Annotated in this window: 19 protein-coding genes and 1 riboswitch; of the genes, 9 read left to right on the top strand and 10 right to left on the bottom strand. The window is 37.9% G+C overall.

All coding sequences use genetic code 11. The features are described from left to right. Window positions 1-23: 23 nt before the first annotated feature. Window positions 24-701, bottom strand: coding sequence for a PilZ domain-containing protein (locus tag GQS55_RS00855; RefSeq protein WP_159817055.1), 678 nt, complete (start codon window positions 699-701; stop codon window positions 24-26). Between the two features lie 748 nt (window positions 702-1,449). Continuing rightward, window positions 1,450-1,626: riboswitch (FMN riboswitch) on the top strand. 136 nt (window positions 1,627-1,762) lie between these two features. On the opposite strand from GQS55_RS00855, the gene ribB reads away from it, so the two are divergent. Further along, window positions 1,763-2,407 carry a 3,4-dihydroxy-2-butanone-4-phosphate synthase gene (ribB, locus tag GQS55_RS00850; RefSeq protein ID WP_159817053.1) on the top strand — a complete coding sequence of 215 codons (645 nt, stop codon included), beginning with the start codon at window positions 1,763-1,765 and terminating at the stop codon, window positions 2,405-2,407. A 53-nt stretch (window positions 2,408-2,460) separates the two neighbouring features. Here the strand turns inward: ribB and GQS55_RS00845 are convergent, their stop codons facing one another. From GQS55_RS00845 to GQS55_RS00835, 3 genes are all read right to left on the bottom strand, one after another. Beyond that, window positions 2,461-2,895: a hypothetical protein gene (locus GQS55_RS00845; protein WP_159817051.1), complete on the bottom strand. Its 435-nt coding sequence runs from the start codon at window positions 2,893-2,895 to the stop codon at window positions 2,461-2,463. Between the two features lie 140 nt (window positions 2,896-3,035). Further along, entirely contained in the window at window positions 3,036-4,433 is a 1,398-nt protein-coding gene (locus tag GQS55_RS00840) for a sensor histidine kinase (protein WP_159817049.1), read from the bottom strand. Window positions 4,434-4,475: 42 nt separating this feature from the next. Continuing rightward, a complete protein-coding gene (locus GQS55_RS00835; RefSeq protein ID WP_159817047.1) occupies window positions 4,476-5,150 on the bottom strand; it encodes a response regulator transcription factor in 675 nt (224 codons plus the stop codon). 198 nt (window positions 5,151-5,348) lie between these two features. On the opposite strand from GQS55_RS00835, the gene GQS55_RS00830 reads away from it, so the two are divergent. The 3 genes from GQS55_RS00830 (at window position 5,349) to GQS55_RS19925 (ending at window position 8,202) form a co-directional block, all read left to right on the top strand. Next, complete coding sequence (locus tag GQS55_RS00830) at window positions 5,349-5,714, top strand: diacylglycerol kinase (RefSeq protein WP_159817045.1); 366 nt, start codon at window positions 5,349-5,351, stop codon at window positions 5,712-5,714. A gap of 100 nt (window positions 5,715-5,814) precedes the next feature. After that, window positions 5,815-7,470: a phosphoethanolamine transferase gene (locus GQS55_RS00825; protein WP_236559714.1), complete on the top strand. Its 1,656-nt coding sequence runs from the start codon at window positions 5,815-5,817 to the stop codon at window positions 7,468-7,470. 174 nt (window positions 7,471-7,644) lie between these two features. Beyond that, window positions 7,645-8,202, top strand: coding sequence for a PEP-CTERM sorting domain-containing protein (locus GQS55_RS19925; RefSeq protein ID WP_236559713.1), 558 nt, complete (start codon window positions 7,645-7,647; stop codon window positions 8,200-8,202). Window positions 8,203-8,467: 265 nt separating this feature from the next. Here the strand turns inward: GQS55_RS19925 and GQS55_RS00815 are convergent, their stop codons facing one another. Next, the gene (locus GQS55_RS00815) at window positions 8,468-9,100 is read right to left on the bottom strand and encodes a glutathione S-transferase family protein (protein ID WP_159817043.1); all 633 of its coding nucleotides are present in this window, start codon (window positions 9,098-9,100) and stop codon (window positions 8,468-8,470) included. A 231-nt stretch (window positions 9,101-9,331) separates the two neighbouring features. Between GQS55_RS00815 and GQS55_RS00810 the strand changes: the two genes are divergently transcribed. The 3 genes from GQS55_RS00810 (at window position 9,332) to GQS55_RS00800 (ending at window position 14,949) form a co-directional block, all read left to right on the top strand. Next, on the top strand, window positions 9,332-12,250 hold the full coding sequence (locus GQS55_RS00810; protein WP_159817041.1) for a TonB-dependent receptor domain-containing protein: 2,919 nt from the start codon (window positions 9,332-9,334) through the stop codon (window positions 12,248-12,250). Window positions 12,251-12,358: 108 nt separating this feature from the next. Beyond that, window positions 12,359-13,354 (top strand): class I SAM-dependent methyltransferase, encoded by a 996-nt coding sequence (locus tag GQS55_RS00805; RefSeq protein ID WP_159817039.1) that lies wholly within the window; start codon window positions 12,359-12,361, stop codon window positions 13,352-13,354. After that, complete coding sequence (locus GQS55_RS00800) at window positions 13,354-14,949, top strand: ABC transporter substrate-binding protein (RefSeq protein WP_159817037.1); 1,596 nt, start codon at window positions 13,354-13,356, stop codon at window positions 14,947-14,949. Before GQS55_RS00805 ends, GQS55_RS00800 begins: the two co-directional genes overlap by 1 nt. Window positions 14,950-15,001: 52 nt before the next feature. On the opposite strand, the gene GQS55_RS00795 is transcribed toward GQS55_RS00800, so the two are convergent. Genes GQS55_RS00795 through GQS55_RS00780 form a run of 4 tightly spaced genes read right to left on the bottom strand, consistent with a single transcriptional unit; the run spans window position 15,002 to window position 18,793 of the window. Next, the gene (locus GQS55_RS00795; protein WP_159817035.1) at window positions 15,002-15,991 is read right to left on the bottom strand and encodes an ABC transporter ATP-binding protein; all 990 of its coding nucleotides are present in this window, start codon (window positions 15,989-15,991) and stop codon (window positions 15,002-15,004) included. Continuing rightward, entirely contained in the window at window positions 15,988-16,989 is a 1,002-nt protein-coding gene (locus tag GQS55_RS00790; RefSeq protein WP_159817033.1) for an ABC transporter ATP-binding protein, read from the bottom strand. Before GQS55_RS00790 ends, GQS55_RS00795 begins: the two co-directional genes overlap by 4 nt. Then, window positions 16,986-17,855, bottom strand: coding sequence for an ABC transporter permease (locus GQS55_RS00785; RefSeq protein WP_159817031.1), 870 nt, complete (start codon window positions 17,853-17,855; stop codon window positions 16,986-16,988). The genes GQS55_RS00790 and GQS55_RS00785 overlap by 4 nt, the downstream gene beginning before the upstream one ends. Continuing rightward, complete coding sequence (locus GQS55_RS00780) at window positions 17,852-18,793, bottom strand: ABC transporter permease (protein WP_159817029.1); 942 nt, start codon at window positions 18,791-18,793, stop codon at window positions 17,852-17,854. The genes GQS55_RS00785 and GQS55_RS00780 overlap by 4 nt, the downstream gene beginning before the upstream one ends. 205 nt (window positions 18,794-18,998) lie before the next feature. On the opposite strand from GQS55_RS00780, the gene GQS55_RS00775 reads away from it, so the two are divergent. Together GQS55_RS00775 and GQS55_RS00770 are read left to right on the top strand one after the other, a co-directional pair. Beyond that, entirely contained in the window at window positions 18,999-19,781 is a 783-nt protein-coding gene (locus GQS55_RS00775) for a class II glutamine amidotransferase (RefSeq protein WP_159817027.1), read from the top strand. A 35-nt stretch (window positions 19,782-19,816) separates the two neighbouring features. Then, entirely contained in the window at window positions 19,817-22,516 is a 2,700-nt protein-coding gene (locus tag GQS55_RS00770) for a LuxR C-terminal-related transcriptional regulator (RefSeq protein WP_159817025.1), read from the top strand. Window positions 22,517-22,605: 89 nt separating this feature from the next. Here the strand turns inward: GQS55_RS00770 and GQS55_RS00765 are convergent, their stop codons facing one another. Next, complete coding sequence (locus GQS55_RS00765) at window positions 22,606-23,733, bottom strand: PQQ-dependent sugar dehydrogenase (RefSeq protein WP_159817023.1); 1,128 nt, start codon at window positions 23,731-23,733, stop codon at window positions 22,606-22,608. Between the last annotated feature and the right edge of the window lie 210 nt (window positions 23,734-23,943).

The following is a 23,943-nucleotide window of genomic DNA, read 5'->3' as shown; positions in this document are numbered from 1 at the left end:
ATTGGTATAAGTAGTATTATGGCTTAGCTATTATCCATATTAATGAATAATTGCTCTAGTAGTTGTGGTAACAAACTATTATCTTCTAAAAACTGAATACCAACACTCACCACACCTTGGTCGTTGCGGCTATTACGTACTCGAGCTGATATTTTTATTTCAGCTCCTTTTTGATCTTGTAAACAAACAAAGATGTTTCGCTGATTAACATTAGTTGTCAGACTGGTACTTTTAAATAGGAAGCCACATCCTTTAAGCGATATATCACTTATTGCTCCAAGTATTTTCATTTCCTTATTATGATCATCTTCTTCAATCATAATAGCAGCAGGAATATGAATACTAGTTCTTGGTTGTACTCTTAGTTGACGGTTCTCTATGCTTTTAGGGTAGTCAATAAACAAGAGCTTCTCTGGATAAGTCGAAATATTCTTAACTACTGACTTAAAAGCACAACATTCACCTTTGTTACCTTCTAATAGATAACGCACAATAACGACATTCCCCTCAACGAGTACATCTTTGTATTGCGAAGTATTACTGACTTTTGGATATTTTAATAAAACATACTTACCAAACTCATAACCCACTAAAGCAAGTTTCAAACGAACAGGTACAGGATGGTTTATTTGAAGATCCATTGTTTTACCTGGCTGTAGCTCAAATATTTGAGGTTTACTATTAATATTTAGACCTGACATTATTACCCTGTACATATATTCATAAAGTATCTAAAAAATAATATAATCAATAAAATCACAATATACAATAAGTAAGTCAATGCTAACTAAGTAGGGATTCAGGCAGGTATTTGATACTCAACAATTAGTTTTGTTATATTTTAGACAAAAAAAACCAGTAGCAAGGCTACTGGCATATGTAAGCTATGGGGAAGCTAGAATAAAATTATTACAATAAGTGTTCGCTAGGAACATAGAGTATTATAGAGTAACCACTCTATAAAAGTAAAGTGTTAATAGTATAAATACTCTACTTTTATTTGTGTGAATTTAATACAACGTATTTATTGTAGGTGTGGAGGTGTCATCAAAAACAAGAATAGTATTAATCGTTCAAGGCTAAGGTATATCTACTTTTCCGCGTATTAGTTAATATTAACAATCACTATATTAGATTACTATTCAATCATCATAGCTAAAATCCTGCTGTAGATATTTCAAGCACTCCCCTTCTATTATATTTGATATTTAAAGTTAATAATCACCTGAAAAATAGGGCTTAATTTAACTTAGCCTCCAACAAAATTGAAGCTAACTATGATGACTAACAACAACTTTATTCCGTCATAACTAGATTTATTTGATATGTTTTTTAGCATAATTCTGTCCAAAAATTATAATGTGATACTCGAATTAAGGAGAGTTATTGCACCCTGAATATTTCTCCCGTAGAATCTTCCACGCGGTAATATTGACCGCATACATAATGTTTTAATCTCAGGGCGGGGCGAAATTCCCCACCGGCGGTAACTTACAAAAAATCAATCACGATTTATTTTAAGATAGCCCGCGAGCGCTCTTATTCGTTTTAATTAACAATAAGAGGTCAGCAGATCTGGTGTAACTCCAGAGCCGACGGTCATAGTCCGGATGAGAGAGTTTAAGACAATCCATTTTTTTAGCCATCAGTCGATACGGTTTCCCCGTACGATAACTGAGGGCTAGACGAATCGTTTGTTTACAGAAAAGTATTTCTGTATCTCTTTGCGCCCTGATTCTGGTAACTAAAGAGGAAATTTACCATGAGTCAGTCACTACTTAGTCAATTTGGAACCCCCCTTCAAAGGGTCGCGTCTGCAATAAATGCACTTCAATCTGGTAAAGGTTTGTTGTTAGTAGACGATGAAGATCGAGAAAACGAAGGCGATCTTATTTTTTCCACCCAACATATTACTCAGCAACAAATGGCAATGATGATCCGAGAGTGTAGCGGTATTGTTTGTTTGGTTTTAGAGCAAGATGATGTGGAGCGGCTTAACCTACCACAAATGGTATCAATTAATACCAGTCGCAATAAAACAGCTTATACTGTTTCGATTGAAGCAAAGCACGGTGTTACAACAGGCGTTTCAGCAGCCGATAGAATGCACACAGTTAAAACTGCGGCCAATCTAGATAGTGTAGCCAACGATCTCAATACTCCAGGTCATATATTTCCTTTACTTGCTAATTCAGGCGGTGTTCTCTCTAGAAGAGGCCATACAGAAGGAACTATAGATTTAATCAAACTTGCCGGATTAGATTCGAAAGGAATTTTATGCGAACTAACCAATGCAGATGGAACAATGGCAAGATTACCTGAAATATGTAAGTTCGCTATAAAACATGAAATGGTAGTTTTGAGCATTGAAGATATCGTTCAATATCGCTCTTTAAACCTAAACTAACCTAAACTTGACCCATTAATTATAAATAAAGCCACTTGAAAAGGTGGCTTTATTTATTTTCTCGCCAAGCATTGCTGTTGCTCAACGGCTTGTTTAACAAAATATAAGGCAAACAGTATAATAAGAATATACCTAGGCATTGTTGTACTCAAAACATATACCCAATCTTGAGTAAACTCCATATTCATCCAAAAATAAAGATGTTGAAGACAAAAAGGAGCGAATAATACTAAAAATGGAAGGTAACTATTACCCGAATTTAAATACTTGACCACAAGCACCAATAGAAAATAAACAAGAATTAACGGTACGGCAATTGTAATAATATCTGCTATAGCAAAGGCGAAAATGGGATATAGCTCAGCAATAAAAGTTAAAAGCCTTGCAGGCATTGCGATAGCGGCACCAAAACCGATTATATAAACAGACCAGTACGCGTACAAAATCCCTAATAAACTAGCGACTACTGTAGTTTTTGTTCTATCCATGAGCTTACCCTTTTTAAGATTCTTACGCTTTAGTTAACTGCAAATTGAGGCCTGATTTTAATCACACCGGAACTCAAAGACATTTTAATTACATATCAAGAGAATTAACGATATATTATTATAATTTACCGAGTTGAGAATCAAAAAATCACACTAAAGGTAATTAAATCTGAGCCTTTTAATTCAACTGATATTTTTATATTAGCTCGTTCAGCTAAAGTTTTCACAATAGCTAAACCCAAGCCAAAATGGGTTTCAGATGTTCTGGCATTATCTTTTTGCCATAGAGGTTCGAACATATTATTTATGTCTGCGGGCGTTAATTTCTGTAGTGGTATGTTAGATATGGTTAGCTTTGGTTTGTCATTAATAATATTCAGTTCAATTGTTACTTTACTTGCTTCTGGGCTGTAATGAATCGCATTGTTAATAAGATTTGTTAGTATTGCTTCTAAGGAAAACACATCATTCGTAATAACAATGTTATCGGTAAGTTTGGTTTTAATTCTTTGTTCAAAATTAGGTATGGTTATTGCCAACCTTTCTAAAATACATAACACTTTATCTGATAAATCTATATCAACCATGGTTAAATTAAATTGCTCAGTACTTACTTTATTTAATAATAACAATGACTCTACAATGTTTTTCATACGCGTAGATATAGATAATACATCGTCTTTATAGTTCTCCATAACCTCTTCATTCTCTGGATATTTAATCGCTATTTCACTCACACTCATTAATTCTGTAATAGGTGTTTTTAGCTCATGCGCAATATCTGAAGTTAACCGTTTTTCATTTTTAAGTAATACTCTGTTTTCAATTAAAAATTGATTTAATTCATCAATAATTGTTTTAATTTCACTTGGTGGATGATCAATGATAAATTTTTCTAATTCATTATTGATATCAATTTCTCTGATTTTTTTATTAAGTAAGGTAATTGGCTCTAACCCCTTAGAAACAATTTTATTAACTAAGTAACGAATAAAAAAAGCAGTACCGATTGCGGTGATTAAGAAAACAATATCTATTAATATTAAAATTTTCTCAAGCGTTGCATTTGACCGAGCAAAAACAAGATATATAGGAGGTTTGATATCTGTAGAATTATTGTCACTCGCTGGTATAAATTTAAATAAAAAAACACGCCCACTTTCACCATCAGGTAAATTAGTTTCGGTGATGATATGCCCGCCAAGTAGTAAATCGGTACGATTAAAGTCAAATTCAGGTGTTTGATTTAAGGTAGCTGAATATTTTAGTAACTTATCATTTGACCAAATTTGAAAATACTCTGCATTTTCTGTGCGATCAAACGCCGTCATCACATCGGTTAGCATCGTTAATTGTAATGAATTTTCTTTATAACTAATTAAGTTAACGAGACTTTTACCCTTTTGCTCTAAAGCATCATCAAATTGTTTATCGACATATGTATCTACACTAATGTCTAAAAATAAGAGAACAATAAATAAAATAAAAGTAATAAGTGTTGTTAGTTGCTTAACTAACGACTGTTTGATTGATTTCATTTTGAACCTTACAGTTTATTTTCATAATGTGAGGCTTAATGCTTAAGCATCAGTAGCAACATAGCCAAATCCACGTTTATTTTTTACAGGAAATATAGCTGAAAACTGTTTTAATTTCTTACGAATAGATGAGATATGAGCTTCTAATGAGTTTTTATTAATAGCATCGTATTTACCCACAATATACTCCCCCATTTTTTCAGCGCTCACTACTTTTTCTTTATTAATAAATAAACATTCTATAATTTTATATTCTGTAGCAGTTAAGTCTATCGGTTTACCTTCAAAGCTAAACACTTTGGCTTGTAAATCGACAACAAAATCATTAATAGTGATCAAGTTTGACGTTCTTAATAACTCACCTCGCCTTGTTAACGCGATAATTCGAGCATGTAACTCATCAAATGAAAAAGGCTTAGTCATATAATCATCGGCACCGGTAAACAAACCATCAATGCGATCTGACAGTTGATCTTTAGCAGAAAGAATAAGTACCTTACTTTGTTTTTTATGCTTTCTTAGCGATTTTAATATTGATAAGCCATCAACACTGGGTAACATTAAATCCAAAATAATAATGTCATAATCATCAGATAATGCCATCGCTAACGCATCGGCTCCGTCACTTGCTTCATCAACAGCAAATCCTAAAGCAACTAAGCCTATACGCAAACTACGTCTTAATTTATCAGAATCTTCAACAAGTAAAATATTCATATTAATCATCAATACCATTTTTATTTAATTTATCACGGTAAACTTAAGATTGGCTGAATTTTATAAAAACCGCGAATAAAAGAGACCTTTTATAGTATAAACATCAATATATTCAGTAAATCTTAAGCTTCCCTTCAGGTGCACTTAAGTTCAATTTGATAAATTAATGATGAAAATTATTTATTATTTGAGTTAACAATGACAATACAAAAACATAAAGGTGCTAAACGCATTTTTCTAGCCTTAATTAATTCATTACAAGGCTTTAAATGGTTAATAAAAAATGAAACTGCTTTTCAACAAGAGTTGATACTAATCCTTGTATTATCAGGTACTAGCTGCTTTCTCGATATCAGCTTATTACTCCATTTATTACTAATTGTTTCACTGCTGTTTGTTTTATTAGTTGAAGTTATTAACACCGCAGTAGAAGCAACGATTGATCGCATCGGGTTAGAGCATCATTCATTATCTGGATTAGCAAAAGACTTAGGATCTCTTGCTGTATTGATTAGTTTAGCAATCGCTATTGCTACCTGGGGAGTAGTTTTATGGGAGCTATAATTTATCCGTAAACAAGAAAATTCAGTAAAAATTCAGTTTACGCTCAGTCTTAATTAAGATTGAAAAGGCACAATGATATTTTTATTAAAGAGATAACATTGTGCAAAAAATATTTTCTAAAACGCTGTCATTAAATTCTGCAACAATTTTGTTAAGTCTTTATTTTTCAATTATTTTTAACTTTCCGTTTTTACAAAAAACGTATCATGATTTAATTAAGCTGGATAACTTTGATTTTGCTTACTTTATATCTCTACCCCTATTTTTAAGCACTATTTTTGTTCTGCTATTTAGTCTATTGCCGAGAAGGTATGTTTATAAAACAGTGATTACTGTTCTGATCTTGTTATCCGCCATATTCTGCTATGCAATGAGTAGTTATGGCATTATTTTTGATTACGGTATGGTAGAAAATATGGCGGAAACATCCACGTCTGAGGCTTTTACCTACCTTAATTTATCAGCTGTTTTTTATATAATACTATTAACAATTACACCTTTAATCATATTAAGAAGAATTAACCCTAAGCCAAATCCACTGAACCTAAGCGTAAGCCATCGTTTAAAGCTAATTGTTTCTGCCCTTATTATCTTTATCATTATTTTTTTTAGCTTATATTCTAGTTACGCGTCTGTTAATCGCAACAATAGAGATTTAGCAAAGTATATAGTGCCAATACCAACATTAATTGCGAGCTATAAATACATTAAACGAAACCATTTCGCTGAGCCAATGGTGTTTAAAGAGCTAGACTCTCACCCTGAAATACAAACACCGCTTAAAACAGATAAAAACGTCGTGGTAATGATTGTAGGAGAAACGGCAAGAGCAAAAAATTTCTCTTTAAATGGTTATTATAAACAAACAAATGAATATACAGAAAAATTTAATATACATTTTTTTAACCAAATGTATTCCTGCGGTACAGCAACAGCCGTTTCTGTTCCCTGTATGTTTTCATTATTAAACAAAGAGCAATTTAATAAGCGGTCGGCGTCTTCACAACAAAATCTATTAGATATTGCGAAATTAGCAGGTGTCGATGTGCTATGGGTTGATAATAATGAAGGCTGTAAGGGTGTCTGTAAACGAGTGAACACCATCAATATTGATAAAAATAAAAGTAATCCATTATGCGATGGTGACTATTGTTTTGATGAAATATTATTAACGCAATTAGATAATAAACTAGCCATGTTAAGCTCTCAAACCACATTAATTGTCCTGCATTTAATGGGCTCACATGGACCAACATATTATCGTCGTTACCCACAGGAATTTGCTACTTTTCTACCTGACTGCCAGCAAAGTGACATACAAAATTGTACATCAGAGCAACTGGTAAACACTTACGATAATACGATACATTATTCTGATTATGTGATTTCTGAAGTGATAAATAAATTAGCTAGATTTAGCAAAAACAGTACACAAATGATAAATACAGAAATGATTTATGTATCCGACCATGGGGAATCATTAGGTGAAAATGGTCTTTATTTACATGGTTTTCCATACGCTATTGCGCCTATCGAACAAACCCATATTCCTCTATTATTTTGGTCGAATAATACTCAAAAAAGCTTTCAAAGTAATTGCTTAAAACAGAGTACACAAACAACACTTAATCATGACAATATATTCCATTCGATGCTTGGCGTGTTAAATGTAGTGTCATCAACATATCAATCAAAACTTGATGCTTTTAAACCATGTCGCGATGACTCTGACCTGATGCGTATTGCTAGAAGTTAGATTAACAAAGTCGATAGGCTTACAAGAGTATCTGCATTGGTTTATATCTTTCTATCATATTGAAATTATGCTACTTTTATGTTCGAATTAATTATTCCCATCAGGGAACGATTGATTACTATTTTATTGATTAAAATAGTAATCATAAATGAAAATCATAAATAGGATAACTATATGAAACTTGGTTACAGACAAGCAACATTTGCAATACTTTTGTTTTCGATGAGCAGTTTAGCTAACGCAGGGTTGATATATAGCAGTAATTTTGATGCCGAAAATGAAGAACCTATAATAACATCAGTTTCTTATTATTATTATTCTTCTATAAACTATGCCAGTCAAACATATTCCGAGACAGGTTTAGAATATATAGATGGATTAAGCCTTGAGATGAATTTAGATTTAAATTTGTTTTCTGGTACGCTTGGTTTTCAATTCTCGTTAAATGATTCAATTGTAGGTACATGGGATCTTACCGGCAGCTCAATAGAGCAAAAATATAATTTAGATTTCAACTTTGCAGAATTAAACTCAACTAGCACTGATTGGACTTTAAGAATGGATGTATATGATCCTATCTGTACTAGCTGTGGTGCAATACGGTTAACAGAATTAAACGATGTTACTTTCAAAAGTAGTCATGTTAACTCGGTTCCAGAGCCAACTACACTAGCTATTTTTGCTTTAGGAATGATTGGTTTAGCATCGCGTCGATTTAAAAAGCTATCTTAATTACTTGTTAATATTAGACTCTAAAGGACATCAATTATAGCGATTGATGTTTTAACTTCTACTTTTATACTTGGCTGAACTCAGTTTTATAAACTAAATTTAAGGAACTAAAAAAACTAATAGCCTACTAAATTATTTTTCAAACTCTATAGTTCATTATACCCACGACAATCTTTATTTCAGCAATTTACAATAAAAATTTTGTTATAAAAAATCACTAACTCTCATTGATACCAAGAATTAGTGATAAGGCTAAATCTATTATTTAATCTAGAGTAATACCAGTTGGTAAACTCATGCCACGCTGTACTGCTGGGCGTAAACCAACATGTTTATACCATCTTAATAAATTTGGATAGTCTTCAATATCAAGGGTCGTCCATTCGCTAACGCTAATCCAAGGATAAGCGGCCATATCGGCAATGGAATAGTCTCCGGCCAAGTATTCATTATCTGCAAGTCGATCATCTAATAGGCGATATACACGTGCAGTAAAATTCACATGATAATCTAGCGCTTGAGGTGACTTCTCTACCGCTAAATCAGACCAATAATGTGCAGATGCACTATGCGGTCCTAATCCAGTTAATGCCACCATTAACCACGAAAGTATTTCGCTACGTTCTTTACTTTCAGCAGGAAGAAATTGTTTACCTGCTTCAGCAAAGTGTATTAGAATTGCACCTGATTCAAATAAAAGGCGTTGCTCTTCACACTCTTGCCAAACAACAATTGGCACTTTTCCAAATGGATTCAGATCAGTAATTTCAGCTGCAAATTGTTCTTTTGCTCTGATATTAACAGGGTGAACATCAAAATTAAGACCCAATTCTTCAAAAAGAATTGAAATCCGGCGCGAATTGGGCGTAGCCCACATATACAGTTTAATATTATTCATTTGTATAGTATGCCTTAATGATATAACTAACAGCACTACCCGAAAGAGTGGATATCAATAAACTACCCCTTTGGGTGGTATAGCGATTGTTGCTAAGGAGTATCTTAATTTGAGTAGAATAAACTTCCTACAACTATATATAGGAAGGTTTAAATCAAAGCCATCAAATAATAATAATAACTATAAAAATATCACTATAACAAAAATATATTAAGGCGAGGTAGTTACACCATGTTCAAATTTAGAATGAAAAATTCATTGTCATCTGCGATCTCCGCAGCGTTAGCTTTATCATCTTTAGCGCCCGTTTATGCATCTGCACAGTCTGTAGTTCCTGCACAAGAAGAAATACCGGCGCAATCTGAAATAGATTATGAAGATATCGAAAAAATATCTGTTACTGGTTCACGTATCCGAAGCGGTCGACAAGCCGCATCAATTCCAGTTGATGTAGTTTCGTCAGAACAAATAAAATTATCAGGCTTTCAAAACGTTGAAGAAATTCTAAATAACATGCCACAATTTGTGCCATCTGGCACAGCCTCAACAAACTCTACTGCAAACCCAACAGCAACAGGTGCTGCAACATTGGACTTACGTGGACTAGGCTCTACTCGTAGCTTAGTACTAGTTAATGGTCGACGATATACCTTTTTTGACTCTAGTCAAACTACTGATATAAATACAATCCCAGCGTCACTAATTGAACGTGTAGAAGTGGTTACCGGTGGCGCGTCAGCGGTTTATGGCTCAGATGCGGTAGCTGGTGTTGTTAACTTTATAATGAAGGATGATTTCGAAGGTGTTGAATTACGTACTCAATTCAACCAAACCGCGGAAGGTGATGGCAATACTAAAGACTTTACGCTAACTATGGGTGGCAATTTTGCTGATGGAAGAGGTAATGCTGTTATTGCCTTAAATTATTTAGATCGCGATGCAATTTATACAACAGATCGTGATTTTTCTTCTTCTGTTTTAACTGATGGTACTGATGCCAACGGCAATAGAGTTTTAGTACCAGGTGGTAGTAGCTTTGTACCAAACGGTCGTTTTACTGGGCTACCAAGTTCAGCTGAAGCTATTGCTGCTATTCCCGGATTAGATGGTGCATTAGCCGCGGCAGGGCTTACCGGTATCGGTGGTGACGGATTTATTCCAGATGCAGATGGTAATGTTCGCCCTTTTTCCCGTCCTGATGATTTATATAACTACACCTTAGATAATTTTCTACGTATACCGCAAGAGCGCCACAGCCTAACGCTATTTGCTGATTATGAAATCAATGATGACTCTAAGCTCTATATTGAAGGTGCTTATACTCACAACGAAACCTCTACTGGTTTTGCCCCTTCTTTTATCAGCACATCATTACCTATTGACGTTACCAACCCTTATATCAGCTCAGAATTAAGTGATGTATTACAACTTGTAGATGCTAATGAAGCAGGTGTTGCTCAAAATGATGGTTTAGTTAATCTTGGTGTTAATCGTCGTTTAGTTGAAACTGGCGCTCGTCGTAATAACGATAGCCGTCATTCATTCAGAGCATTAATTGGTGTTGAAGGCGTTATCGATGATTACAACTATGATCTTTACTATTCTTATGCCCGTTCTGACAATACTCAAACTCAAATAGGTAACGTATCTAGTTCTGCTTTTGCTGCAGGAATATTATCGGTTGATGGCGCCGCACCTATAGTGAATCCATTTGGTCCGAATATTTCGGCTGAAGGCGTAGATTATATCAGTATCGATACTATCAATACTGAAGTCACGGAACTTAATGTTTTTGGTGCAAGTATCAGTGGAGATTTATTAGAAGTGCCAAATGGCTTCTTATCCGCTTCATTTGGCGTAGAATGGCGCTCGAATAAAGTTGTATTTGCTGTTGATCAAGCCTTACTTACTGGTGATGTTGCCGGATTCAATGCCGTACAACCAACCGCTGGAGAAATAGAGGTTTGGGAAGTATTTGGTGAAGTGTTTATGCCAATTTTAGCCGATATATCAGGTATTAAGTCATTAGACGCTACCGCAGCCTACCGCTATTCAGAATATGATCTTGAGAAAACAGATGGTGTTAGCACCTTTCTTGTTGGTTTAGACTGGATGGTAAATGATTCACTCGCTTTTGGTGCTCAATTCCAAAAAGCTATTCGTGCTCCAAGTCTTGGTGAAGCGTTTGGGGGACAACAGCTGTTTCCAGTTGCTGCGACAGATCCTTGTGCTCTGCCTAGTGCCGCAACAGATGCAACCATTAGAAGTCTTTGTGAAGCGACGGGGGTACCTGCCAACTTAGTAGGTAATGCAAACCTTCAGCCAAACAATGAAATACCAGGTGTTTTTGGTGGTAACCCTAACTTAAGCGAAGAAGAGTCAGACACCATTACTATCAGTGCTATTATTACACCAACCAGCATACCTAACCTACGTGTATTAGTTGATTATTTCGATATTGAAGTTGATAACGCAATTGGCGCATTTGGTGGCTCAGTCAATAACATACTCGATATTTGCTACAGTCAAGTTCAAGACATCAACAGCACTGCATGTCAGGCGGTTACCCGTAATACTACTAGTGGTGAAATTGATACCCTTAACCCAGTAACTGCAACCAATGTTAATGTTGGTGGTTTGGCAACATCCGGGGTTGATTTCCAAGTAGACTATAAAGTTGAATTGGATGCTAGTGAGATTAATATCTTATTCAATGCAACTTTACTAAATGACTATGATCTAACTCCTATTGCCGATTTAAATACCGTTAATGACTGTGCAGGTGCATTTGGTACAACCTGTGGTGAACCTAAGTCTGAATTAAAAATGAATACTTCGGTTACTTGGACAGATGGTGATTTAACGCTTGGTTTAAGACATCGTTGGTCTGAAGATACTACCCTTGATCAGGTACAATTTGGTGCTGATCCTTCAACGTCTGCGGTTCCTGAGCTTTCAGGTTACAGCTACCTTGATATCTCCTTTAACTATAATCTTGGTGATAACACAACAGTTTGGGGTGGTGTAAATAACGTGCTAGATAAAAGCCCTCCGTTATTAGGCTCACGTCAAAGTAGAGCAAATACTAGACCTGATACCTATAATGCAACAGGTGCTGAATTATTTATAGGCGGATCTTACCGCTTCTAAGTTAAGGCAGAAAGAAAAAGAAGTAAGTAGCAAGGAAGGTTAGTATACCAAACAGGTAACAAACCTTCTTTGCTACAAACAGACCTCATACTTTTAGTAGGTAACTTGATGGACAATCAGAATGATAGTCTCTGGGAATGGAGTGTTTTTTGGCACTCAAACCAGTTGCATTCTTGCATGCCAGTTAACGAAGAGTCAGATTCTTTAGCACCTACATGGCGCAAATTCTTTAGTAATTTACCTGCAGGAGCCAATATTTTAGATTTAGGCACAGGAAACGGAAGTTTAGCTGTACAAGCCGTTGCGGTCTCTCATAAAAAACATCCTCCTTTTTCAATTCATGGGGTAGACCTTGCAGACATAGCACCAGCTAAATATGTTGCCAATGCCGAAAAACATTTATCAGATGTAATTTTTCACCCTCGAACTGCTATGGAGAAATTACCTTTTGAAGCTAACACATTTGATGCAATTGGCAGCCAATTTGCCATCGAGTATTCCACAATCAATAAAAGTTTACGCGAAGCCTGTCGTGTATTAAAACCTGGTGGACGATTACGATTTTTGTTGCATGCGAACGACGGTATATTAAAAGAACGTTGTCGTCAGCAATATGAACAGGCACAAACAATTTTAGCCAGCGAATTATTTCCAATAACAACTAAATTGCTTATAGCACTTAATGAAGCTGAAATCCTCAATACTCCACAAGCAGTAAAGACTGCAGAAAGTTTAATATTATCGGTTAAACAGGTATTTGATGAGTTAGAACAATTATTTTCTAAGGCTGAAGAACGAAGCCTTATCGACAACTTGTTTACTGCTGTTCGTAACCTTCTAGGATTACGAAAGTCTTACGAAATTCAAGTTCTCACAAAAATGAATGAAGATATAAAATTATTATTATTAGCACAATCAAAGCGCCTGCAATCCATGCAGAAAGCAGCTTTAGATGATACAAAGGTGACTGAAATGGCCGAGCAATTGCGCCAGCTGAAAATTAATAACGTGTCACTAGAGTTAGCTACAACAAATATAGGAAACCGTAGCATGGGCTATTGGTTATCCGGAGAAAAGCCCCAAACAGTGGCTGAGGAAAGATAATGAAAAGACGTGAATTTTTAGTAGCTGCGGCTGCGTCGGCCACAGGTATTATGCTCTCTGGTTGTACTCCACCAGACAGATCAAACGTATTACGCGCGGTTATGCATGCCGATTTACAATCTTTAGACCCAATTGTTACAACCATTGGTATTGTACAACGTCACGCATTGATGGTTTATGATTTTTTGTTCGGTCGCGATATCAATGGTGTACCGCAACCTCAAATGGTTGGACACTGGAATGTTAGTGAGGATCAACTAAATTGGGAGTTCACTTTACGTAATGGACTGTTATTTCACGATGGGAGCTCAGTAACGACCAAAGACGTTATTGCTTCGCTTAAACGTTGGGGGCAGCGCGATGTTTACGGTCGACAAATATTTGCTGTAACAGAGCAACTTGAAGCAATTGATACACAAAAATTTGTTTGGAAGCTTAATAAACCTTATAGCTTATTGTTGCACGCATTATCTAAAACTGGTGGCCCGGTTGCTGCCATCATGCCTGCAAGTATTGCAGCAACTGATTCATCAACATCAATCAAAAGTAGTATTGGCTCTGGCCCTTATATCTTTGACACTGCCGCTTGGGTTCCAGGTGCAAAAGTTGTGTACCGCAAAAACCAGCATTATATACCACGCAATGAAACACCCAATGGTACTTCGGGTGGAAAACACGTTTACATGGATACTGTAGAATGGCTCAATATCCGTGACCCTCAGTCTGCGGTATTAGCACTTGCCAACGGCGAGATAGATTTTTTTGAAAACCCATCACCTGAGTTTTTACCATTATTACGTGATGCAGGCGTGGTAATTCAACGTGCCGATACCCTTGGGTTTCAAGGCATGCTACGAATGAACCATTTACACCCTCCGTTTGATGATCCTCGCGCACGTCAGGCCTTATTATATCTAATTGATCAAGACCGCTATTTACAAGCTATGTTTGGTGACCCCGAAGTAACAAATAACTGCAGCGCATTCTTTGTCTGTGGTTCTCCACTTGAAAGCCAAGCGGGAGTTCCGAAAGGTCTCGGTAAAAATCGTGAAAAAGCCAAAGCATTAATGGCTGCTTCTGGTTATGACGGCCGTCCTGTGGTAATTCTACACCCAACCGATATTCAATTTATGAACCTAGCCACACTAGTACTTGCTGACGATTTGAGATCAATTGGTGTTAATGTTGACTTACAAGCAATGGATTTTGGTGCTATGGGTTCACGACGTATCAATCGCTCAAGTCCACAAAACGGCGGCTGGGATCTCGGTTTAACTTATTGGCCAGGCGGTAATATTACTGACCCTATTGGCAATGTGCCTATGCACGCAAACTGTGAAGATGCTTGGCCTGGTTGGCCATGCGATGCTAAACATCAAGCTTTAATTGAACAGTACCCTTATGCCCCTAATGAACTTGAACGTAAGAAATTAGCAGACAAAATACAAACTAGTGCTTATGAATTAGTACCTTATGTACCAATTGGTCAATGGTTCGCTCCCGTTGCTTATAGCCCACGTATATCAGGTATGCTCGAAGTACCAGGTAGCACTGTTTTTTGGAATGTTAAGAAAAAACCTTACCTTCCAACTTAATAAGTGAATACGCATTGCTTAGTCTATGTTTTAGGCTAAGCAATGCTCTTGTCTAAACTTCGTCTTTAGCGAAATGACAAGCAGTTTTGTGTCCCGATGACTGTATTTCTAAAGCAGGCTCTTCGCTTGCACAAATCGGTTGAGCGATAGGACAACGAGTACGAAAACGGCAACCAGAAGGAGGGTTTGTAGGGCTTGGTATATCACCTTTTAAAACAATACGATTACTTATAGCATCAGGGTCACTGTTTGGCACCGCAGATAATAATGCTTTGGTATAGGGGTGCTTAGGTGAATTAAAAAGACTCTTTTTATCGGCAATCTCAACAACTTTACCTAAGTACATTACCGCAACATGTGTCGAGATATGCTCAACAACGGCTAAATCGTGAGCAATAAAAAGATAAGCAATACCGAGCTCTTTTTGTAAATCCACAAGTAAATTAATCACCTGTGCTTGTACTGATACATCAAGCGCCGATACAGGTTCATCAAGAATAATTAGCTTAGGATTGGTTGCCAACGCACGAGCAATACCGATACGTTGTCGTTGACCACCTGAAAATTCGTGTGGGTATCTATCTACCTGATCAGCACGTAAACCGACACGTTCAAATAAGTCGCGTACTCGATTATTCAATTCGTCGCCTGTTGCTAAATCATAATTACCAATTGGCTCTGCAACCGTTTGACCAACAGTGCGACGAGGGTTTAGTGATGCAAAAGGGTCTTGAAAAACCACTTGTAAATGTTTTCGTAAGGGACGTAATACCTTTTCAGAAACATGTGATATATCCTGCCCTGCTAATTCAATGGTACCTTGTGTCGGTTCAACTAAACGCAAAATTGAGCGCCCTACCGTTGATTTACCACAGCCACTTTCACCGACAAGGCCTAACGTTTCACCTTCGGCGATACTAAAGCTAACACCATCAACTGAGCGTACAACACTCGCTTTTCCACCAAGCATTCGGTCAATAATACCTGTGCCACCAATCTCATAATGTTTAACAAGATCTTTGACAACTAATATATCACTCATCGTGGTACTCCAACTTTGTCGCTATGCCAGCAGGCAGCCAAGTGGCCAGTGTTGCCAACAGGTTGTAATTCAGGTGCATCTGTTCGACACTTTTCTGTCGCCAATGAACAACGGGGAGCAAAAGCACAACCTATGATTGGTTCAAGCAATGAAGGAACTGTACCTGGTATTTCTGTTAGCCGAGCCTGAGAATTGGTGTCGCCCAGCCGAGGCATTGCACCAAGTAACCCTAAAGTATAAGGATGCTTGGGAGTTCTCAGTAAATCGCGAACAGGAGCCTCTTCAATTTTTCTTCCGGCATAAACCACAATAACGCGATCCGCCATTTCAGCAACAACACCAAGATCATGAGTAATTAAAAGAATAGCAGTGCCTAAACGATTTTTTAAATCGCGCATTAAATCCAGAATTTGTGCTTGTATTGTTACATCAAGCGCCGTTGTGGGTTCATCAGCGATAAGTATTGAAGGAGTGCAAGCTAGCGCCATTGCTATCATGACACGCTGACACATTCCTCCAGAAAGTTCATAAGGGTATTGATCCAATCGTTTTTCAGGTTCGGTAAGCTGTACAAACTGCAGCATTTCTAGTGCACGAGCACGGGCAGCCTTTTTATCAAGATGTTGATGTAGCTGCACCGCTTCACAAATTTGCTCGGCAATAGTCAGCACAGGATTAAGGCTAGTCATCGGCTCTTGAAATATCATCGCGATTTCATTACCGCGAATCTTTTGCATTTCGCTCTCAGACATACTGAGAATCTCTCGATTCTTGAACTTAATAGAGCCGCTATCAATGTTACCTGGTGGATTAGGAATCAAGCGCATCAGTGCAAGTGCACCCACGCTTTTTCCTGATCCGGATTCACCAACAATCGCCAAGGTTTCACCTTCATTCAAAGTATAGGAAAAATCTTGTACTGCTGGCACTTTACCTCGTTCGGTACGAAAAGTGACCGAAAGATTATCTACAGTGAGTAAGGGGGTTAATTTTTTCATGTGCGACTCACAAAACGAGGGTCAAAAATATCACGTAAGCCATCACCTAGCAGGTTCACGCCCAATACAGTAAACGATAACGCTATTCCTGGGAACATCACGATGTGTGGCGCGATAGAAAATACTGTACGACCTTCCGCAATTATATTACCCCAACTAGGTATTGATGGCGGAGTACCAGCACCAATGAAGCTCAATATTGCTTCAGTCAACACCGCAGAAGCAAATATATAAGTCGCCTGTACAAGTAGAGGCGCCAGTGTATTAGGTAGTATGTGTCGCCATAAGATGAGAATAAAAGGTGTACCTGCTGTAATCGCGGCTTCTACATAAGGTCGTTCTTTTAATTGCAATACAACACTACGAACCAACCGAGCAACCCTAGGGACTTCGGCGATTGAAATAGCAATGATGACATTTTTCAAGCTGGCACCAGTCAAAGAAATTAATGCCACGGCAAGTAAAATAGAAGGTATTGCCATTAAACCGTCCATTACTCGCATCAGTATCTGGTCAACCCAACTGACAAAACCACTAAGAATACCAATGAGCAGGCCGAAAGAAATACCGATAACAACAACACCAAGTCCAACAGCAAGAGAAATACGTGCTCCATAGACAGTACGGCTATAAACATCACGGCCAACTAAATCACCACCGAACCAAAATTCGGTACCTGGGACTTCTAATCGGTTAAAAGGGGCAATTGTTTGTGGGTCAATGGTGCCTAACCACGGCGCTGCAAGCGCTGCAAATACTGCGATTCCCAACATAACGCCACCAATAATAACGTTAGGGTATCGCTTCCAAATCCGCATAAGACCCGTAGGCGAAGATGGCGTTTGTGTTATTGCTGAAATACTCAATATTTAATCCTCGGATCAAATAAACTATAACTGAGATCTATAAGTAAATTAACCACGACATAGGTTGCAGAAAATACCAATATAACTCCCTGTATCACGGGATAATCTCGACGAAGAATAGCGTCAACCGTTAAACGGCCTAGCCCTGGTATATTGAAAACAGTTTCGGTCACTACAACACCACTGATCAAAAGAGCAAAACTGATACCTATAACGGTAACAATAGGAATAGCAGCATTCTTTAACGCATGTCTAATCAAAACTCTACGGACTGATAGTCCCTTAGCTCGGGCTGCACGAATATAATCTTGGTTAAGTACTTCAAGCATGGTGGTACGAGTAATTCTGGCAATAAGCGCAGCATTAATAATACCGAGTGATAACGCAGGTAAAATCAGATGTTCTAGGAAAGGGCCAATACCATAAGCAATGGGGACATATCCTTGCACCGGTAAGAGCTTTAAATCAACAGAAACGACCGCGATGAGGATATAAGATAATACAAAGACTGGTATCGAAAAACCAAGTACCGCGAAGCTCATCGCCATACGGTCAATCAACCCACCTGCACGCCATGCGGCAATAACACCAAGTGGTACTGCAATTGTTACGGCAATAAATAATGAGGCAACTGTTAATGCGATGGTCGGCTCTAATCTTTGGACAATCAATTCCATAACAGGTCGTTGAGAGAAGATAGAGATACCGAGATCGCCTTGAAATACACCACCGATCCACTGACTAAAACGAACCAAAAAAGGCTGATCAAGACCAAGTGTACTACGTAAACGATTGATATCTTCTATAGAAGCTTGTTCCCCTGCAAGTACGGCAGCTGGGTCACCGGGCGTTAAATATAGCAGTGAAAATACGATGATGGCGACAACTGCCATGACCGGAATGGTTGCTAATATTCGCCTAATTACAAGCGCTAGCATTTACAGGCTCCTAGGCGCAGAGCGTTTATTTTCAAGTAATTTAACATGCGGCTTCTCAAACAGTAGTTTGCAGCTATTATGTCCTTATACTCGATAACTGTACAACTACCCTTAGGGGTGGTTTGCTGTGATACCCTAAAGACTATCCTTTTAATAGGCGCAAGTAGACTTATTTCGCGCAATAATAATAGGATAGACAAAACTAATGTGTCGTTGGTTGGCTTATATCGGAGAACCCAGACTTATAGAACAATTTCTATATGATGGTCCACATTCCCTGTGTGAACAGGCGCTACATTCACATAAAGCAAAACTTGGAGTTCATGGAGACGGCGGAGGTTTAGGTTGGTACGGGAAACCGAGTACACCTGGATTATATCGAGATGCGGGTCCTGCCTGGGCAGACACTAATTTACGCGAATTAACGCGCGTTATTGAAAGTGATGTTTTTTTTGCACATGTTCGTGCCTCCACTGGCGCAGGTAACCTATTAGTAAACTGTCATCCATTTCGTGCAGGTCGATTGTTATTTATGCACAACGGACAAATAGGTGGTTTTCACCTTTTACGACGACAACTTTTATCTATGTTATCAGACAAGAGTTTTGACTGTATTGAGGGTGGTACCGATAGCGAACTACTCTTTCAACTGATGATTACTTTTGGCCTTCGAGAAGATCCAGATAAAGCCATTCGAAAAGCAATTAATGTCGTTGATGAATTACGACGTAAACAGAACATCCAAGAATCCTTTCGCGCAACATTTGCCGTGACCGACGGAAAAACTTTACGGGTAGTAAGATGGGCATCAGATACCTACGCTCCATCCTTATATATTCACCATACACAAGACGGAACTCTTGTTGTATCAGAGCCATTAGATGAAGATACTTCGAAATGGGTAGCCGTTTTGCCGAACACTTTGGTACGTCTTGAATTACAGGAGAATAACGAAGTTAAAGTACATAGCGAGTTGTTTTTAATATAACATGATAAATAGTTTACAAAAAAGTTGTCATTGGTATGAAAACTAAATTTATTACTCCCATTAGCCGTTCAAAAATGATGAACCGGCATACGCTATTAAACTCAAATAAAGACAGACGCGAGCCAAAACTAACATTGGTTGCCGCGCCTGCCGGTTTTGGTAAAACAACGTTGCTTACTCAGTCGCGAGAGAGCTTATTGTCTGACGGTTATTTAGTGCCTTGGATATCTCTTGGTGCTGACGACTGCAGTGTTTCTAATTTGCTAAGAAATATTGTAGAAGCAATTAAATATGCCATACCAACATTTGGTACTAGAACTGCGAGAATTATTAGTGCTTGCGCTCGACTTGATGTCACTCGTACACTGAGCGATTTGGTTGAAGACATACGCGAAACAGAAGCGCCATTAATTCTAATCCTTGATGATTATCATTGTGTTAGTGGTGGTGAAACTGATGAATTAATTGAATTATTGCTAAACCTTGCACCTGAAAACTTTCAGATGATTGTTGCCTCAAGAACACGACCACAGTTTGGTTTGGCCGCACTACGCGTTAGAGATGAGCTACGAGAAATAACGCCTGCTCAATTACGATTCGACTTATCTGAAGCGTCAGAATTTCTCCTGGAAATTCGTAATTTAGCCTTAAACAACGATCAAATTGAAAAGATTCACCAACATAGTGAGGGCTGGGTTGCCGGTCTACAACTTGCCTCTTTATCACTTCGAGATCCAGCGCGACGAGACGGATTTATAGAATCTTTTTCGGGTAGCTTACAGGATATTGCCGAATATTTAGCAAGTGACGTACTAAACCAACAACCCAAAGCGGTACAAGAATTTTTATTACGAACCTCGGTGTCTGATCGCATTAATGGCGATCTTGCAGCTTATCTTACCGGCGACGAAAATGCTCCGAAAATGCTGGAAGAAATTGAGCGTGATGGATTATTTGTATCTCCGCTAGATCAAAACCGTACATGGTATCGTTATCACCAACTTTTTCACGAATTTTTACTGGCTGAATTACGCCGACGCCATCCTGGTGAACTGGTTGGCTTATACCGCAAAACAGCAATATGGTTTCAAAAAGAAAATTTATCGGGTGAGGCTGTTGAATACGGTTTACTCGCCGGTGATTTTAACATTGTAACAACCTTGGTAGAGCAACAATCATGGATAGAGTTAATGGCTGGGCGTATGCCACAGGTTATCGCTTGGATTCGCCGAATTCCAGATGACGTGCGTAACGAAAATCCTAAAATATTATACTTACTTGGTACCGCACTCTACCACGCAAATAGCGCCGATGAGAGCGACGATATACTGTCAAAAATGATTTTACTGGTCGATAGGCAAGAAGCCTCGGTAGCATCAGACGAATACAAATACTTAAGAGAGCAAACACGTTTATTATCTGCTGGCATAGCAATTGCCAGAGACGATCCTCATAAAATAATTGAACTACTCTCAGATGAATTTTATTACTTAAGTGACTTTGAGCGTGGACTTGCCGGTAACTTTCTAGGTTATGCGCTATCGGAATTAGGTGAATTTGGTCCGGCAGCAAAAACCTTATCTGACGCTAGGCACTATCATTTATTAGCCGGCTCGGAGTTTGGTGCTATTTACTCAGAATGTTTCTTAGCGCTAACTGACTTTTCTAATGGCAACTTAGATCATTGTTTTGCACGATTTTCACCTGAAAGTAGAAGTTTTTCAAAAGAAAAATATGTCGCGCCAATACCGCAAGTAATTCAGGGTATTGTACTGTATCAATGGAATAGAATTGATGAAGCGTTAGAGTGTTTACAGCCTAATCTTCCTTTAATTGGCGAAGTTGGCTTTACTAAATTACTCGTGTTTGGTTATACCGCACTGGCTCGAATAAGTGGTTTGCACGGTGATCATCGTGCGGCAATGCGTTGTTACGATCTAATTGCCGCTGTTGGCGCTCGCTGGGGTGCTCCTTATGAACGCCATCAAGCGTTAGTTGTTGGTGCTCGCATTGCTTACCTTTTACAAGCAGAGCGTTTAAATGAAGCCTTAGACCATGCACTGATTAATGACATAGATGTAGACGCCTACACTTTATCATTACCGGCAGAATGGGAACGCAAACCTTGCCGCAATGCACTGACTTGGGCGAGATTACAAATAGCCACAGGACGACCCGAAGTTACACTTCCAGTGTTGGCTGAGTTACGCAAACTTGCCACAGAGTCACGCTGGGGAATGCGGGTACTTGAATGTTATATTCTTGAAGCTCGCGCACGATTTTTACAAGATAAAATTAAAGCGCGAACGCTAGTTGATGAGGCACTGGCGATTGCTGCGCCTAATCATTCCGTGCGTTGCTTTGTTGACGAAGGTAGTGAAATAGACTCCTTACTGCTCGACTTACGACAGAGTAAAATCAAAAGTTGGTCGTCTTCCAAAAGGAGTTTTTTGGAAGACGTTACTCTATCAATCGTAACCGAAAAATCTGAAGATACTGAAGTTAGTAGTAGCATTAGCCCTGTTGCAGGTTTAATTGAACCGCTCAGTGATCGAGAGTGTCAAATATTAGGGCTTATTTCCGCGGGTTGCACAAATAATACAATATCCACAACGCTGTTCATTAGCTTAAACACCGTTAAATGGCATTTGAAAAATATTTTTGGCAAGCTTGGGGTAAATAATCGAACTTCTGCTGTCGCTGTTGCGCGACAACTAGACCTAATCCCTATGTAAAATAGGACTAACTACTTAATTAAGTATTTACCTCGAGGTGACCTAAATATTACCTATAGGTCACTTCGCGGCACTATTTTGTTGTTAACTTAATCACTAGCACTCATTGGAAGTAAACGGGAAATACCTTCGCCATCTACGCCTAAATAGATATAGCCATCACGTCCTTGAATAACATTTCTATATCTGCCACCTACTTCAGTAACTATCTTAGTTTGGTTTACAATTTTATTATCCTCAACCTCTAATAATACCAGGTGATTAAACTTCAATGAGCCAAGTAATATTTTTCCTTGCCAATGCGGATATTTATCACTATTAATAACAGCCATGCCAGACGGTGCTATAGAAGGGTCCCAAAAAAGTTTAGGCTGTTCCATACCAACTTTTTTAGTCAATTCAGTAAATGCTGAGCCATTATAATTAACACCATAACTGATTATCGGCCAACCATAGTTTTTACCTGCTTCAATTAAATTAACCTCGTCTCCGCCCTTTGGTCCATGTTCATGTGACCATATTGTTCCTGTATCATCCAACTTCACTAGCCCTTGAGGGTTACGGTGTCCATAAGAAAAAATAGCTTTTTTTGCCCTATCATTTTTAACAAATGGATTATCATCTGGAATTGAACCGTCTAAATTTAAGCGATATATTTTGCCACCATCTAGAGATAAATCTTGAGGATTTAAGTCACGTGCCCCTCGGTCACCGACTGAAAAATAAATATAATCATCGTCTATAGCTATACGGCTACCATAATGTGAGCCTTTAGTGGTATTTCCCTCACCTTTATAAAAAACCTTTTGTTGTGTAATTGTATTAGTTTTAGTGTCTAGTTTAGCTCGCATTAATGCAGTATGGCTTCCTGTACCCTCACCTTCTGGACTCGCATACGTGAAGAATATTAAGCTATTTTTTACAAAGTCTGGATGTAAGGCAATATCAAGTAAACCACCTTGATTATTCACATGTATTTTCGGTAAGCCTTGTATTTCAATAGCAGGTTTATTTTCTGCTAACAAAAATAATGTGCCAGAGCGTTCAGTCGCTAACATTCGCCCATCAGGCAGTTGTACCATACCCCAAGGTATTGATACCTCAGGCCACATTAATTGAGTTTTATAATGACCTTTATCCTCATCTAAGTGAATAGAATGCTTTGCTTGTGCTGTAGATGATAAAAAAATCAACACAGTTACTATCAAATATTTCATATTTTTCCTTATAATTTAACCCGGATTATTTGGTTATTGTTCTACGTGAACAATCCTAACGTTGATACATGATCATTTAGTACATTAAGGACATAAGTCTCACATAAGAAACAGTAGACTTTTATCGTGATGAGATCAATAAAGGCAATTGCTCAGTAGTTAATTAAAAATTACATAACCACTCTACTCCATAGATTAAACGATGATTTA

Source organism: Colwellia sp. 20A7, assembly GCF_009832865.1.
In the GTDB taxonomy this organism is placed as follows: domain Bacteria; phylum Pseudomonadota; class Gammaproteobacteria; order Enterobacterales; family Alteromonadaceae; genus Colwellia.
The sequence above is the reverse complement of the archived record's forward strand: the minus strand, read 5'-3'. Positions and strand labels throughout refer to the sequence as shown.